The sequence below is a fragment of the Stenotrophomonas sp. P5_B8 genome, assembly GCF_054049855.1.
The window spans coordinates 1-14,980 of record NZ_JBFULO010000055.1 but is presented as its reverse complement, the minus strand read 5'-3'; the positions used below and the strand labels follow the sequence as shown (position 1 = coordinate 14,980).

Below are 14,980 nucleotides of genomic sequence, written 5' to 3'. Positions count from 1 at the left end.
CGGAAGCGGATGTTGACCTTGATCTTGTCGCCCTCTTCCAGGAAACCGCGCATTTTGCGCAGCTTGATCTGGTAGTCGCCTTCATCGGTGACCGGACGGAACTTCACTTCCTTGATCTCGACCTGCTTGGTCTTCTTCTTGGCCTCGTTGGCCTTCTTCTGCGCTTCGAACTTGAACTTGCCGAAGTCCATGATCTTGCAGACCGGCGGATCCGCCTGCGGCTGGATCTCGACCAGGTCCAGACCTTCGTCTTCGGCCTTCGACAGCGCTTCGTCGCGCGTCAACACACCAATCATTTCTCCGTCGCTGCCGATCACGCGGACGCGCGGCACCCGGATTTCCTGATTCTTGCGGTTCTGTTTGTTGTCAGGGGTACTGATATTGCAATCTCCCAGAGGAATCAAACCGGCCCTCAGCGGAGGATCCGCAGGGCCGGGACTTTCTTACACGGACTGTTCTGCCTGCAACCGCTCGATGAAGGCCTGGACGGACATGCTGCCCAGATCTTCGCCAGAGCGCGTACGCACGGCCACGGCGCCATTTTCCTTCTCACKGTCGCCGACCACCAGCAGGTACGGGACCCGCTGCAGCGTATGCTCGCGAATCTTATATCCGATCTTCTCGTTGCGCAAATCGGCGTTTGCCCGGAAGCCTTGATCTGCAAGGGTTTTCCTCACCTGGCTTACGTATTCAGCCTGGGCGTCGGTGATATTGGCCACCACCACCTGGGTCGGGGCCAGCCAGGAGGGGAACGCCCCGGCATGGTGCTCGATCAGGATGCCGATGAAACGCTCCATCGAGCCCACGATGGCCCGGTGCAGCATGACCGGGTGCTTCTTCTGGCTGTTTTCGTCCACGTACTCGGCGCCGAGGCGGCCGGGCATCATGAAATCGACCTGCATGGTGCCCAGCTGCCAGGTACGGCCGATGGCGTCCTTGAGGTGGTACTCGATCTTCGGGCCGTAGAAGGCGCCCTCGCCCGGCAGCTCCTGCCATTCCACGCCGCAGCTGCCCAGCGCCGCGCGCAGCGCGCCCTCGGCCTTGTCCCAGGTGGCGTCATCGCCCAGGCGCTGTTCCGGGCGCAGCGCGATCTTGATCTGGATGTCCTCGAAGCCGAAGGTCGTGTAGACCGCCAGCGCCTGCTGGTGGAACGCCGTCACTTCCGCCTCGATCTGCGACTCGGTGCAGAACACGTGGCCATCGTCCTGGGTGAAGCCGCGCACACGCAGGATGCCGTGCAGCGCGCCGGACGGCTCGTTGCGGTGGCACGAACCGAACTCGCCATAGCGGATCGGCAGGTCGCGGTAGCTGTGCAGGCCCTGGTTGAACACCTGGATGTGGCCCGGGCAGTTCATCGGCTTCAGCGCGTAGGTGCCCTTCTCCGATTCGGTGAAGAACATGTTGTCCTTGAAGTTGTCCCAGTGCCCGGACTGCTTCCACAGCGCCACGTCCAGCACCTGCGGGCAGCGCACTTCGCCGTAGCCGGTCTTGCGGTACACGCCCCGCATGTACTGCTCCACCACCTGCCATAGCGCCCAGCCCTTGGGGTGCCAGAACACCATGCCCGGCGCCTCTTCCTGCAGGTGGAACAGTTCCTGCTGCTTGCCAATGCGGCGGTGGTCGCGCATTTCGGCTTCTTCGATGCGCTTGATGTAGGACTCCAGCTGCTTCTTGTCGGCCCACGCGGTGCCGTAGATGCGCTGCAGCTGCTCGTTCTTGGCATCACCGCGCCAGTAGGCACCGGAAATGCGGGTCAGCTTGAAAGCCTTCAGGAAGCGCGTGTTGGGCACGTGCGGGCCGCGGCACATGTCCACGTATTCCTGGTGGTAGTACATGCCCATGGCCTGGATGTCCGGCGACATGTCGTCGATCAGGCGCAGCTTGTAGTCCTCGCCACGCGCCTTGAAGATCTCGATGACCTCCGCGCGCGGGGTGACCTTCTTGATGACGTCGTAGTCCTGCGCGATCAGCTCGCCCATGCGCTTTTCGACGGCGGCCATGTCCTCCGGCGTGAACGGGCGCTCGGAGTAGATGTCGTAGTAGAAGCCTTCGGCGATGACCGGGCCAATCACCATCTTGACGTCCGGGTACAGCTGCTTGACCGCGTGGCCGACCAGGTGGGCGGCGGAGTGACGGATGATCTCCACGCCCTCCTCGTCCTTGGCGGTGATGATGCGCAGGGTCGCATCGCGATCGATCATGTCGCTGGCATCGACCAGCACGCCATCGACCGAACCGGCGATGGTGGCCTTGGCCAGGCCGGCGCCGATCGACTGGGCGACGTCCATGACACTGACGGGGTTTTCGAACTCACGGCGGCTGCCGTCGGGGAGCGTGATCGCGATCATGACTGGACTTTTTCTGGTGGGCCTGCAACGCAGGCCGGGGAGACGAATTCGGGAAGGTGGGCAACGAGGCGTGGCCGGTCGGCCATAAAAAAAGCGCCACGAAGGCGCCTGCAAGGGGCCGTCGGGAGCATTCAGCGGTGGGCGATGGTAGTGCTCATGTCGCACGCTGGACCGGCGCTGGGCGCGGGCCACCTTGTTGCCTTGATGTGGATGCCCATGATCTTAAACCAAACATCGGGTTTTTGCTCCACGCACTGGATCCAGCGCGCCTGAACGCCAGCCTGTGGCGGACGAAAACCGCAATGATTACCATCTGCGGATTGCCGCTCTGACCCGGCAATGCTTCCTCCCCCAAGGATCTGCCATGTGTTCCGCCGTCCGTTCGATGGGCTCTCCGTGTTGAGCGGCAACGCCCTGGCCCTGCTTTACTGCGCCGTGGCCACCGCCGCATCGGCCTTCTCGGCACTGGCCTTCTACGCGGCTTCGCCGCACTGCCGCTGGCCGCGACTGCGTCGTGCCGGGCGCCTGGGCCGGCAGATCGGGCTGATCGCGTCAGCCACCTCGCTGTGGTTGTGGATGGGCCAGTTGGGCCTGGCGACCGGGCTGTGCGTGACGCTGGCCGGCTGGATGCTCACCGCGCTGGTGCTGCCCTACCTGGCCGCGTGGACAGGTCCGGAACGTGAGGCGCGGCGCTGATGTGGGCACGTGCGCTGGCCGGGCTGGTGGCCGGTTTCTTCGTCGCTGCCGCCGCGGCCGGGCTGGTGGTGTGGCTGCCGTCGGGCCCGTGGCAGGCAGCCATCGTGCCCAGCCTGATCGCCTTCATTCCGTTCTGGATGCTGGCGGCGTTGTGGGCGTTTGCGTTCCGCACCGGCCTGCGCGCCTGGATCTGGCTGGGGGGCACCGCGCTGGCCGGCTTGGCGCTGCTGTGGTTGCTGCGCGTCAATCACTGGGTGGTATGAGGGTGTCCCGATGAAATTCAGCTCGCTCACCCTGCGCACGTTCACCACGGTGCACACCTGGGTCGGCCTGGTCGCCGGCTTCGCGCTGTTCGTGGCGTTCTATGCCGGTGCGATTACCGTGTTCCACCACGACCTGCCGTTGTGGCAATCGCCGCATGCCATGGAGCAGCCGGCGCAGACGCTGGATGATGCCCAGCGTCTGCTGGACGGCGTGCTGGCCCGGCACCCGGAGGCGCGCAAGCACATCGGCATGACCTTCCCCGGTGCCGAGACGCCGCAGGCGGTGGCCTACTGGCAGGATGCCAAGGGCACTTGGCTGTTCGCCTGGGCCGACCAGTACGACGGCAGCCCGACCCCACCGCAGGCGGGGTTGGCCGAGCTGGTCAACGAACTGCACTACACGCTGGGACTGCCGGTGGCCGGCATTTACCTGATGGGGGTGGTCAGCCTGCTCTACGGGCTGGCATTGCTCTCCGGGCTGGTGATTCACCTGCCCAAGCTGGTGGRCGACCTGTTCGCGCTGCGGCCGGGCCGCAACCTCAAGCAGATGTGGCAGGACGCGCACAACGTGATCGGGGTGCTGAGCCTGCCCTTCCACCTGCTGTTCGCGGTCACCGGTGCGCTGCTGTGCCTGGTGTTCCTGCAGATGGCCGCGCTCAATCCCCTGATCTACGACGGCAAGCTGATGGCGGCCCTGCCGGCGGCGATGGATACCGCGCCAATCCGCGCCCCGGCTGGCGAGACGGTGCGCTCCGGCAGCCTGGGCATGCTGTACGCGCGCGCGATCGCGGTGGCCCGTGACCAGGGTCAGAAGCGCTTCGAGCCGGCGTACCTGAAGCTGGCCAATGCCGGCGATGCCAACGCGGTGATCGAGATCACCGGCGATGGCGGGGTCTCGCTGGGTCCGCTGGGTGCGGTGGCACTGGATGCCAACACCGGCGAGGTGCTGCACACCCAGTTACCGGGCAGGCGCGATGCCAACCACGCCACCCTGGCCGCTGCCTATGCGCTGCATTTCGGCGAGTACGGCAACGCGCTGGTGCCGTGGCTGTACTTCGCGCTGGGACTGGGCGGTGCATTTCTGTTCTATTCGGGCAACCTGCTGTGGATCGAGTCGCGCCGCAAGCGTCGCCAGCAGGTGCAGGGACGTGCGCAGATCAACATGGCGCGGGCCACCGTCGGGGTGTGCATCGGCCTGTGCGTGGCGGTCTCGGCCGCGTTCGTCAGTGTGCAGGCGCTGGAGTATCTGGCCCCGGCCCACGCCGACGCCGGCATGCGCTGGACCTGCTTCCTGGTCTGGGGCGGCTGCGCCTTGTGGGCGGCCCTGCGTGCGCCGTGGCAGGCCGTACGCGAACTGCTGTGGGCAGCGGCGATCACCACCGCGTTGATTCCGCTTGTCCACGGCGCGATGAGTGGGCTGTGGCTGTGGACCAGCGCGCAGCACGGCTACGGGCCGCTGTTCTGGGTGGACGGGGTGGCGCTGGCGATGGCGATCGGGTTCGCGGCCATGGCCCGGGCGAGCAGCCGCCGGGCGATCCACGGCGAACCGAACAGCGTGTGGTCGCGCCCGACGGAGCAGGCGGCGCGCTGATCCAGTGCGCGCGGGCAGCCGCGCGCATCGGAAAGCCCCGGCGTATCACGCTTTCAGAATTCTTCAGCCGCGTTTCCAGCACTTCAGACGCTGCTCGGGCCTAGTCGGTTCCTCATCCCGAGGAACCTCACCCATGCACCGCACCCTACCCCGTTTGGTCCCCCTGATCCTGTCGCTGGCCACCGCCCTGCCCGTCGCGGCCCTCGCGGCGTCGCCAGCGTTGGACGCATCCCGGATCGCCGCCCTCGAAGCGGCCATCGCCAGTGACGACATCAAGCAGGTCACCAGCGTGCTGCTGACGGTGGACGGCAAGATCGCCTACGAAGGCTATTTCAATGGCGGCAGCGTCGAGATGCTCAATGACGTGCGCTCGGCCAGCAAGAGCGTCACCGCCCTGATGGTCGGCGCGGCGATTGGCGACGGCAGCCTGCCCGGCGTCCAGGCCAAGGTCTATGACTACTTCCCCGAGTTCACCGCGCGGCATCCGGTCGATCCGCGCCTGCGCGCCACCACCGTGGAAGACCTGCTGACCATGAGCAGCCTGTGGGAGTGTGACGACCAGAACGCGTTTTCTGCCGGCAACGAGGAGCGCATGTATGTCACCGAGAAGTGGCTGGACTTCGCCCTGTCGCTGCCGGTCAAGGGCTTCGCGCCGTGGATGACCCGGCCTGAGGACAGCCCGCACGGCCGCGCGCATGCCTACTGCACAGCCAACTCGTTCGTGCTCGGTGCGGTGCTTGAGCGTGCCACGAAGATGCCGCTGGCCGACTACGCGGCCAAGGTGCTGGAACGTCCGCTCGGCATTTCAGCCAGCCAGTGGAACCGTTCCCCGGAGGGCATCGGCATGGGCGGCGGCGGCACCCGTTACCGCAGCCGCGATCTGGCGCGGCTGGGCGAACTGGTGCGCGACGGTGGCCGCTGGCAGGGCCGGCAGCTGGTCCCGGCCAACTACGTGCAGGCGATGGTCAGCGCGCAGGCGCGCACCGACGATGGCAGCGATTACGGTTACCAGTGGTGGGGCCTCAAACTGCCGGTCGACGGTGGCGAACAGACCGTCTGGACGATGTCCGGCAATGGCGGCAACTATGTGTTCGTGATGCCGGAAAAGAAGCTGGTGGCGGTCATCACCAGCCGCGCCTACAACCGCAGCTACGCCCATCCGCAATCGCGGCGCATCCTCACCGAGTTCCTGCTGCCCGCGCTGCGCTGAAACCGCCCAGGTCGTCGGGACGCCACGGGGCCGCCAGCACCTGCGCACGCTGTGCGGCCACGTCGGCATCGATTCTGGCCAATAGCTGCGGCCATCCTGCCGCATCGTGCAGGGGCGCGAACAGCGGCGTGGCACGCAGCCAGGCGGCATCACGGAAGCCTGCATCCACGGCGCGATGCAGGTCGGCCAGGGCGGCGACGGCGTCGCCCTGGGCCTGGTGCAGCAGCGCACGTTCCAGCGCGGTGTCCGACCAGCCATCGTCAGCCTGCCCGTGCAGTGCACGCAGGCGCGCGGCGATCCAGTCGGGCGTGGCCGCTTCGACGCCGTGCAGCCCGGCCAGCGTCTGCCCCATCGACTGCTGTGGACGCAGTTGGCGGCTGCGCTCGAAGGCCTGCGCGGCACCCGCGCGGTCATCTTCCAGCAACCGCATTTCGCCCTGCAGCCGCAGCAGTTCAGGATGCGGGGTGCCGCGCGCCAGGGCCTGCTCCAGGACCGCGCCCGCCCTGCCCGGCTCACCCATGGCCAGCAGCGTGCGGGGCCAGGCGATGTTGGCGAACACGTTATCCGGATACAGCTGGAAATTGCGCTCGTGGCGGCGTGCGGCGGCCTCCTTGAAGCCGAGCAGTTCCAGTTCGCGCGCCACCTGCACATCCAGGAAGCGGATCCGTTCGGGCGCACGCAAGGCGAGGTTGTTCTGCAGCGCCAGCGCGAGGTGGCCCTGCTCCTGGTGCAGATAGGCCAGCGAGGCGCGGGTGCGCTCGTCGTCCGGGTCGCGCTGCAGCGCCTGCTGGTAATCGGCGATCGCCTGCGGCATTGCCCCGAGGCAGTCATGCGCATATCCGCGCGCGGCGTACGCGGCGGCATCGTCCGGTGCTGCCTGAAGCGCCTGCCCGGCCAGCACCAGCGCTTCTTCCGCACGCTCGCGGCTGCCATTGAACAGGCAGGCATCGGCGGCAAGCGCACGGGCCAGGCCGCGACGGGCGACCCGCGAATCCGGGTCGATCTGCAACGCCTKCCGATACAGCGCAATGGCGCGCGTGTTGTTGCTGGCCTGTCCGATACCGGCGTAATAGGTGGCGCGCTCCAGCACCGGGTCGGCCGGCGAGGTCGGCGCGCGCGTGGGCCATGCCAGGATGACCACGCCCGCCGCGACGAGGGCGGCCATCGCTGCGGTGGGCCATATCCAACGACGTGTCCGCGAGGGTCCGATGGCGGTGGCCTCGGGGCGTATCGGCTGCAACGGCGCGCACAGCTGATAGCCCCGCCCGCGCACCGAGCGCACATAGCGTGGCTGACGGCCGTCATCGCCCAGCGCCTGTCGCAACAGCTTCACCCGTTGACTGATCGCATCCTCACCAACCACCGCCGGTGCCCACACCTGCGCGGCCAGCGTGTCGAAGTCCACCACCGCATCGCCGTGGGCGAGCAGGCAGTCCAGCAGGCGCCAGCTGAGCCCGGTGACCGGCAGGACCACGCCGTCGCGTCGCACCTGTTGCAGGGTGCGATCGATATCCAGGTCCAGCAGGCGAACAGTCTCCATGCCGGCAAGCATAGGGCACCGCAGACCGTGCCGGATGTGGCCGATTGCACCCCATCACCGCCCAGTCGCCACGGCGCAGCTACAGTGCCTTGCCCCTTCTCGCCCGCGCCGCCATGACCGACCTGCACATCGACCGCCTCGACCACCTTGTCCTGACCGTGGCCGACATCGCCACCGCCTGCGACTTCTACCAGCGCGTGCTGGGCATGGAGGTCATCGACGTTGGTGMGGGGCGCAAGGCCCTGCGTTTCGGGATGCAGAAGATCAACCTGCATGCGCACGGCAAGGAGTTCGAGCCCAAGGCCGATCGCCCCACGCCGGGCGCGGCGGACCTGTGCCTGATCACTTACGCGACGATGGAGGAGATCCTCGCGCACCTGGATGCGCAGGGCGTGGTCGTGGAAGAAGGACCGGTGCAGCGCACTGGCGCGACCGGTCCGATCCTGTCCGTGTACGTCCGCGACCCCGACGCCAACCTGATCGAGGTCGCGCGTTACCTGGACTGAGGCAGGAACGGCGCGGACATGGCCTGCAACAGGCTGCCCTGCGCATCATCGCCGGTCAGTTCCCAGGTGAACACGCCGCGCAGCTGCGCCTGCTTGGCGTACGCCGCGCGCACACCGATCGAGGTCGGGTCTTCGTAGCTGATGAAGATGCGCTCGGCCGGGTTGTACAGCCATGGCGTCTGCGCCACCGGGTGCCAATGCCGCTGCCAGCCCGGCTGGTCGAGGAAGTCGCTGCGGATGCGCCGCCAGTCGCCGGCATCGAACGGCGCGCTATAAGGCTGGTACAGCCCCTCACCCGCGTCGGTGGTGACACGGAAACCGCGCCCGTAGAACGGCACGCCCAGCACCAGCTTGTCGGCGGGTACACCGTGCTGCTGGTAGTACTGCACCGCGCCTTCGACGTTGTTCCAGCGGCGCAGCGCCGGGTCCATCGGATCGGTCGGCACTTCCCGCAAGGGCGCGTTGAAAGTGGACACCTTGGAGAAGCCGGTGCCCATGTCATAGCTCATCAGATTGATGAAATCGAGCGCGCTGGCGAGTGCCTTCACGTCATAGCTGAGCGCCGGGTCATAAGGGCCGTCGGTCTGCACGCGACCGGCCGGCAGCGCGGCCGTGAGCAGCAGTGACTGCGCGCGCGGCTTGCCGACCGCATCGAGCTGACGGCGGAACTCCTGCACCAGCAGGGTCATGTTGCGGCGGTCTTCCGGGCGGTGGGCGATGTCGGCTGGACCGCCAGACATCGGAAATTCCCAGTCGATATCCACGCCGTCGAAACTGCCGCGATGGCGTTCGAAGAACAGCGCCACACAGGAGGCCACGAAGCGCGTGCGGCTGTCGGCGGTCAGCGCGGCATCGGAGAAACCACCGGCGTTCCAGCCGCCGATGGAGATAAGCGTGTGCAGCTTGGGGTGCGCACGCTTGAGCGTGGCCAGTGCCCTGAAGTGCGCCTCGGCCTGTGATCCGACCACGCACTGCCCCTGCTCGATGGTGGCAAACGCGTAGAACAGGTGGGTCAGCGTGTCGGCCGGGATGCGCTCGACCGGATAGCGCTCGGCCGAACCGCCGGGGTAATACGCGCCGATCACCCTGGGTGCCGATTCCGCAGCAGATGCGGCACGCGGTAGAAGGCTGGCAATCAGCACGGCGAGCACGGCCACGGAATGACGGAACATGCGAACTCCCGGTTGAAGGCGAGGCCACGTTAGCAGACCCGCAGGGGGCGGGAATGGGTTTGTACGGCGAGTCCTGCAAACCTGTCCTGCAGACACCACCGCGCCTGCGTGAGGGGTCTTGTCGGACACCATGCCGGGTAAAACACAGTCAACTGCGGGGCATGCGTCCGCATCCCGGGGATCCGATGCGTCCACGCATGGCGCGCAGCCGCAGGCAAAGAAAAAGCGGGCCGAAGCCCGCTTTTTCTGTTCGAAAGCCTGAGGACCAACGGTCCTCAGCTACAGCGTCGTCGGCGTTGCCGATTATTCTGCAACCGCGCCTTCGCCTTCTTCGACGGCCTTCATCGACAAGCGGATACGGCCCTGCTTGTCCACTTCCAGCACCTTGACCTTGACCACATCGCCTTCCTTAAGCACGTCGCCGACCTTCTCGACGCGGTCGCTGGAGATCTGCGACACGTGCACCAGGCCATCCTTGCCCGGCAGGATGGTGACGAACGCACCGAAGTCCATGATCTTGGCGACCTTGCCTTCGTAGATGCGGCCCGGCTCGACGTCCGAGGTGATCTGCTCGATGCGGGCCTTGGCGGCCTGTGCAGCGATGGCATTGACCGAGGCGATGACGATGGTGCCGTCATCCTGGATGTCGATCTGGGTGCCGGTTTCCTTGGTGATGGCCTGGATGGTGGAACCACCCTTGCCGATCACTTCGCGGATCTTGTCCGGGTGGATCTTGATGGTCAGCAGGCGCGGCGCGTAGTCCGACAGCTCCTGACGCGGCGCGGTCAGGCCATGGGCCATTTCGCCCAGGATGTGCAGACGGCCCGCCTTGGCCTGCTGCAGTGCCTGCTTCATGATCTCTTCGGTGATGCCKTCGATCTTGATRTCCATCTGCAGGGCGGAGATGCCCTCAKCGGTACCGGCAACCTTGAAGTCCATGTCACCCAGGTGATCTTCGTCACCCAGGATGTCGGACAGGACGACGAAGCGCTCGCCTTCCTTGACCAGACCCATGGCGATACCGGCCACCGGCGACTTGACCGGCACGCCGGCGTCCATCAGGGCCAGCGACGAACCGCAGACCGAAGCCATCGACGAGGAGCCGTTGGATTCGGTGATTTCCGAGACCACGCGGATGGTGTACGGGAAGGCTTCCAGCGACGGCATCACTGCCAGCACGCCGCGCTTGGCGAGGCGGCCGTGGCCGATTTCGCGACGCTTCGGGCCCATCATGCGGCCGGTCTCGCCCACCGAGTAGGGGGGGAAGTTGTAATGGAAGAGGAAGTTGTCCTTGTACTCACCGGACACGGCATCGATGACCTGGCCATCACGGGCGGTGCCCAGGGTGATGGTCACGATGGCCTGCGTTTCACCGCGGGTGAACAGCGCCGAACCATGGGTACGCGGCAGGATGCCGGTCTTCACGGCGATCGGGCGGACGGTGTCCAGCGCACGGCCGTCAATGCGGACCTTGGTGTCCAGCACCGAGTTGCGCATGGTGCTGTATTCCAGCTCGCCGAATTCCTTCGACAGCTCGGCCGGGTTCCAGCCTTCGGCGGCCACGCGGCCAGCCAGCGACTCGACCACGTCCTTCTTGATCGCCGAGATGGCGTCACGGCGCTGCAGCTTGTCGCGCACCTGGAAGGCTTCGCCCAGACGCGGGCCGATGGCTTCCTGCAGGGCGCTGATCAGCACGTCGTTCTTGGCCGGGGCTTCCCAGGTCGACGGCTTGGTGCCGGCTTCCACGACCAGTTCGTTGATCGCGTGGATGACCTTCTGCATTTCGCGGTGACCGAAGGTCACAGCGCCCAGCATCACCTCTTCGGACAGCAGCGCGGCTTCGGATTCGACCATCAGCACGGCGTTGGCGGTACCGGCGACAACCAGTTCCAGCTCCGAATCCTTCAGTTCGGTCACGGTCGGGTTGAGGATGTACTCACCGTTCTTGTAACCCACCTTGGCGGCGGCGATCGGACCCTTGAACGGGGTGCCGGCCAGCGACAGCGCAGCCGAGGCACCGATCAGGGCAGCGATGTCACCATCGATGTCCGGGTTCAGCGACATCACCGTGGCGATGATCTGCACTTCGTTCTTGTAGTCTTCCGGGAACAGCGGACGGATCGGGCGATCGATCAGGCGCGAAATCAGCGTCTCTTTTTCGGTCGCGCGGCCTTCGCGCTTGAAGAAACCGCCCGGGATACGGCCACCTGCGTAGAACTTCTCCTGATAGTCGCAGGTCAGGGGGAAGAAGTCCTGGCCCTCACGCGCGCTCTTGGCGGCAACGGCGGAGACCAGCAGCACGGTGTCGTCGAACTTGACGATGACGGCACCGCCGGCCTGACGGGCGATTTCGCCGGTTTCAAGCGTGACGGTGTGCTTGCCGTACTGGAAGGTTTTGGTGATTTTTGCCACGGGGGTTTCCTTGGATGATGCTTTCTTCAATGGACCGCGGGCGACCCTTGCCGCCGACGGGTGACCGGTTGTCCGGCCCATACGTTTGATGCGGTACTGCCAAAACAAAACCGCGGCGCATTCCTGCGCCGCGGTGGGGGTTCGTGCTTAGCGACGCAGGCCGAGCTTTTCGATCAGGGCCTTGTAACGCGGAGCGTCTTTCTTCTTCAGGTAGTCGAGCAGGCTGCGGCGGCGGTTGACCATCTGCAGCAGACCGCGGCGGCTGTGGTGATCCTTCTTGTGGGTCTTGAAGTGGCCGGTCAGCAGTTCGATGCGGGCGGTCAGCAGAGCGACCTGGACTTCCGGGGAGCCGGTGTCGGTGGCGCTGCGCTTGTTGTCTTCAATGACTTTCTGGGTGTCGATCGACATTTTATTTTCTCTTGGATGCGTGGCCCGCAGAAACGTCCCATTGACGTACCGCGTGACTCGCCGTGAACGAAAGGATGAACCCGCAGAACGCGGGAAGCCTGAAAAGGCCGCGAAATTGTAACGGGCGCAGCCGTCCGGGACAAGGACCGGCTGCGCCGGGGTCAGCCCTGGCCGGCCAGGTTGAAGCGCCGCTGCGGTGCCAGCCGGCCATTCTCGTCGACCTGGCCCAGGCCCTGGATGGCCTCGTCCGGACCGTATACCACCACCGTGCCCTGGGCCCAGGCCGGGTCGCGCAGGCGCTGGCCCACGCAGAAGCGCGGGGTCTGTTCAGCATCCAGGGTGACCCGTGGATAGTGCGCCAGGCCCGCGTCCAGCGGCAGCAGCAGCGCATCGATGGCGGCTTCGTCGCCCTGCTCCACCAGAGTCCGCAGGGTGTCCAGGGACACCATCGGCACGTCGCGGAAGGGGTCCACCCACAGCCGACGCAGGCCGGCGATGTGTGCCCCACAGCCCAGGGTTTCCCCGAGGTCGCGGGCCAGGCTGCGGATATAGGTGCCTGAACCGCAGGTCACGCGCAGGCGCAGACGGGTCGGTTGCTGCTCCAGTACCTCGATGGCGTGCACCTCCACCTGGCGCTCCGGCGCCTCGATGACCTCGCCGCGGCGCGCCTTCAGGTACAGCGGTTCGCCGCCCTGCTTGAGCGCTGAGTAGATCGGCGCGCGCTGCAGGATGCGCCCCTTCAGCGGTACCAGCGCGGCCTCCAGCGCTTCGGCGCTGATCGGCGGGACCGACCGTTCGCGCAGCACCGCGCCATCGGCGTCGTCGGTATCGGTGGTCTGGCCCAGCACCACCTCGGCGTCGTAGGCCTTGGCCGAGCCCAGCAGCAGGCCGGCAATCTTGGTGGCCTCGCCGAAGCACAGCGGCAGCAGGCCGGTCGCCAGCGGGTCCAGGCTGCCGGTGTGGCCGCCCTTCTCGGCGCGGTACAGGCGCCGCGCGATCTGCAGCGCGGCGTTGGAGCTCATGCCGCCCGGCTTGTCGAGCAGCAGAATGCCGTCCAGGCGACGGAATGTGATTCGGGATGCCATGTCGTGGTTTCAATCGGCGCCATCTGGCGCTGCCGGCAGTCCCGGCGGTCGACGGTGCGGTCGTTGTCGACCCGGGCACCGTCCCATAAGACAACAGCCCTTGCGGGCTGTTGGTCCATCAATCAGATTTCTTGTCGCTTTCGTCCGCGTCGCCATCCTCTGCGTCGTCCTCGGGCTGTCGGCTTTTTTCAGCCGCCAGCGTATCGGGCAGGTCACGCAGGATGTTGTCGATGCGCTCGCCGCGATCCACCGAATCATCGTAGTGGAAGTGCAGCTCGGGCACATGGCGCAGCTTCATGGCACGCGCCAGCTCCATCCGCAGCTCCCAGGCCAGTTCCTTCAGGCCCTTCATGGCTTCTACCGAACGTTCGGGCATCAGCGCGGTGACGAAGATCTTGGCATGCGCCATGTCACGGGTGATTTCCACGTCGGAGACGCTCACCGAAGGCAGGCCGTGTACACGCACGGCGTTGTGCACGAGCGTCCCCAGTTCGCGGCGGATCTGGGCGGAAACACGGTCGGTTCGATGGAAGGTCTTTGGCACGGTAGGCGGACTCGTCTTGAAGGGTGGTACGTAAGCGAAAAAGCCGGACCGCGCGAAGCGGTCCGGCCTGGAACATTACAGGGTGCGCGGCACTTCGATTCGCTCGAAGCACTCGATCTGGTCGCCCGGCTTGACGTCGTTGTAGGCCTTCACGCCGATACCGCATTCGGTACCGTTGCGAACTTCCTCGACGTTTTCCTTGAAGCGGCGCAGCGATTCCAGCTCGCCTTCGAAGACCACGACGCTGTCGCGCAGGACGCGGATCGGCTTGCTGCGCTTCACGGTGCCTTCGATGATCATGCAGCCTGCGACCGCACCGAACTTCGAGCTGCGGAACACGTCGCGGACCTGGGCGATACCGATGATCTCTTCGCGGATTTCCACGCCGAGCAGACCGGACGCCACCTGCTTCACCTGATCGATCACGTCATAGATGATCGAGAAGTAACGCAGGTCCACGCCATTGGATTCGATGATGCGACGCGCGGAGGCATCGGCACGCACGTTGAAGCCGATGACGGTGGCCTTGGAAGCAACCGCGGAGTTGGCATCGGACTCGGTGATGCCGCCCACGCCGGAGTGGATCACGTTGATGCGGATGTCTTCGTTGGACAGCGCGACCAGTGCCTGGCTCAGTGCCTGCACCGACCCCTGCACGTCGGCCTTGATCACCAGGTTCAGCACCTGCTGGCCATCGCCCTTGCCCAGGGTCGCCATGATGTCTTCCATGCGGCTGCCGGCAGACTGCACCAGGCGCGATTCACGGCGCTTGATTTCGCGCTGCTGCGCGACGTCCTTGGCCAGACGCTCGTCTTCGACAACGACGAAGTCATCGCCGGCATCCGGCACGCCGGACAGACCCAGCACCTGCACCGGGATCGACGGACCCGCCTGCTCCGGCTGAGCGCCGGTTTCGTCGAACAGGGCGCGCACGCGGCCGTACTGGATACCGCAGACCAGGTAGTCGCCCTTCTTCAGCGAACCCTGCTGCACCAGCACGGTGGCGATCGGGCCACGGCCCTTGTCCAGCGAGGACTCGATGACCACGCCGCTGGCGCGGCCGTCGGCCACGGCCTTCAGTTCCAGCAGTTCGGCCTGGACCGAGATCGCCTCGAGCAGGTCGTCGATACCCAGGCCAGCCTTGGCCGAGATCTCGACCATCTGGGTGTCGCCACCGAAGTCTTCGGACACGACCTGCTCGGTGA

General features: G+C 66.1%; 14 protein-coding genes. 5 read left to right on the top strand and 9 right to left on the bottom strand.

The window, feature by feature from the left end:
- Window positions 1-395: translation initiation factor IF-3 (infC, locus tag ACXJKH_RS05245; RefSeq protein ID WP_457318556.1), on the bottom strand; the 395-nt coding region annotated here is incomplete at its 3' end.
- A 48-nt stretch (window positions 396-443) separates the two neighbouring features.
- The gene (thrS, locus tag ACXJKH_RS05240; protein WP_457318554.1) at window positions 444-2,348 is read right to left on the bottom strand and encodes a threonine--tRNA ligase; all 1,905 of its coding nucleotides are present in this window, start codon (window positions 2,346-2,348) and stop codon (window positions 444-446) included.
- A gap of 366 nt (window positions 2,349-2,714) precedes the next feature.
- Between thrS and ACXJKH_RS05235 the strand changes: the two genes are divergently transcribed.
- The 4 genes from ACXJKH_RS05235 (at window position 2,715) to ACXJKH_RS05220 (ending at window position 6,108) form a co-directional block, all read left to right on the top strand.
- Window positions 2,715-3,044 (top strand): hypothetical protein, encoded by a 330-nt coding sequence (locus ACXJKH_RS05235; RefSeq protein WP_256774655.1) that lies wholly within the window; start codon window positions 2,715-2,717, stop codon window positions 3,042-3,044.
- Complete coding sequence (locus ACXJKH_RS05230) at window positions 3,044-3,307, top strand: hypothetical protein (RefSeq protein ID WP_256774654.1); 264 nt, start codon at window positions 3,044-3,046, stop codon at window positions 3,305-3,307. The genes ACXJKH_RS05235 and ACXJKH_RS05230 overlap by 1 nt, the downstream gene beginning before the upstream one ends.
- A 10-nt stretch (window positions 3,308-3,317) precedes the next feature.
- Complete coding sequence (locus tag ACXJKH_RS05225) at window positions 3,318-4,898, top strand: PepSY-associated TM helix domain-containing protein (RefSeq protein WP_457318553.1); 1,581 nt, start codon at window positions 3,318-3,320, stop codon at window positions 4,896-4,898.
- A gap of 133 nt (window positions 4,899-5,031) precedes the next feature.
- On the top strand, window positions 5,032-6,108 hold the full coding sequence (locus ACXJKH_RS05220) for a serine hydrolase domain-containing protein (RefSeq protein WP_256774652.1): 1,077 nt from the start codon (window positions 5,032-5,034) through the stop codon (window positions 6,106-6,108).
- Here ACXJKH_RS05220 and ACXJKH_RS05215 read toward each other — a convergent pair.
- Window positions 6,077-7,648: a winged helix-turn-helix domain-containing protein gene (locus ACXJKH_RS05215; RefSeq protein WP_457318552.1), complete on the bottom strand. Its 1,572-nt coding sequence runs from the start codon at window positions 7,646-7,648 to the stop codon at window positions 6,077-6,079. The two genes, ACXJKH_RS05220 and ACXJKH_RS05215, sit on opposite strands and share 32 nt — an antisense overlap.
- 122 nt (window positions 7,649-7,770) lie before the next feature.
- Here ACXJKH_RS05215 and ACXJKH_RS05210 point away from each other — a divergent pair, with 122 nt between their 5' ends.
- On the top strand, window positions 7,771-8,154 hold the full coding sequence (locus tag ACXJKH_RS05210) for a VOC family protein (RefSeq protein WP_457318555.1): 384 nt from the start codon (window positions 7,771-7,773) through the stop codon (window positions 8,152-8,154).
- Here ACXJKH_RS05210 and ACXJKH_RS05205 read toward each other — a convergent pair.
- The 6 genes from ACXJKH_RS05205 to infB all read right to left on the bottom strand — a co-directional run.
- A complete protein-coding gene (locus ACXJKH_RS05205; RefSeq protein ID WP_457318551.1) occupies window positions 8,142-9,326 on the bottom strand; it encodes a glycoside hydrolase family 18 protein in 1,185 nt (394 codons plus the stop codon). The genes ACXJKH_RS05210 and ACXJKH_RS05205 overlap by 13 nt on opposite strands.
- 303 nt (window positions 9,327-9,629) lie before the next feature.
- A complete protein-coding gene (gene pnp / locus ACXJKH_RS05200) occupies window positions 9,630-11,738 on the bottom strand; it encodes a polyribonucleotide nucleotidyltransferase (RefSeq protein ID WP_457318550.1) in 2,109 nt (702 codons plus the stop codon).
- Window positions 11,739-11,885: 147 nt separating this feature from the next.
- Window positions 11,886-12,146, bottom strand: coding sequence for a 30S ribosomal protein S15 (gene rpsO / locus ACXJKH_RS05195; RefSeq protein ID WP_128097467.1), 261 nt, complete (start codon window positions 12,144-12,146; stop codon window positions 11,886-11,888).
- Between the two features lie 161 nt (window positions 12,147-12,307).
- Complete coding sequence (truB, locus tag ACXJKH_RS05190) at window positions 12,308-13,231, bottom strand: tRNA pseudouridine(55) synthase TruB (RefSeq protein WP_457318549.1); 924 nt, start codon at window positions 13,229-13,231, stop codon at window positions 12,308-12,310.
- A gap of 118 nt (window positions 13,232-13,349) precedes the next feature.
- A complete protein-coding gene (rbfA, locus tag ACXJKH_RS05185) occupies window positions 13,350-13,775 on the bottom strand; it encodes a 30S ribosome-binding factor RbfA (RefSeq protein ID WP_256774647.1) in 426 nt (141 codons plus the stop codon).
- A 75-nt stretch (window positions 13,776-13,850) separates the two neighbouring features.
- A partial coding sequence (infB, locus tag ACXJKH_RS05180) for a translation initiation factor IF-2 (protein WP_457318548.1) occupies window positions 13,851-14,980 on the bottom strand: 1,130 nt, incomplete at its 5' end.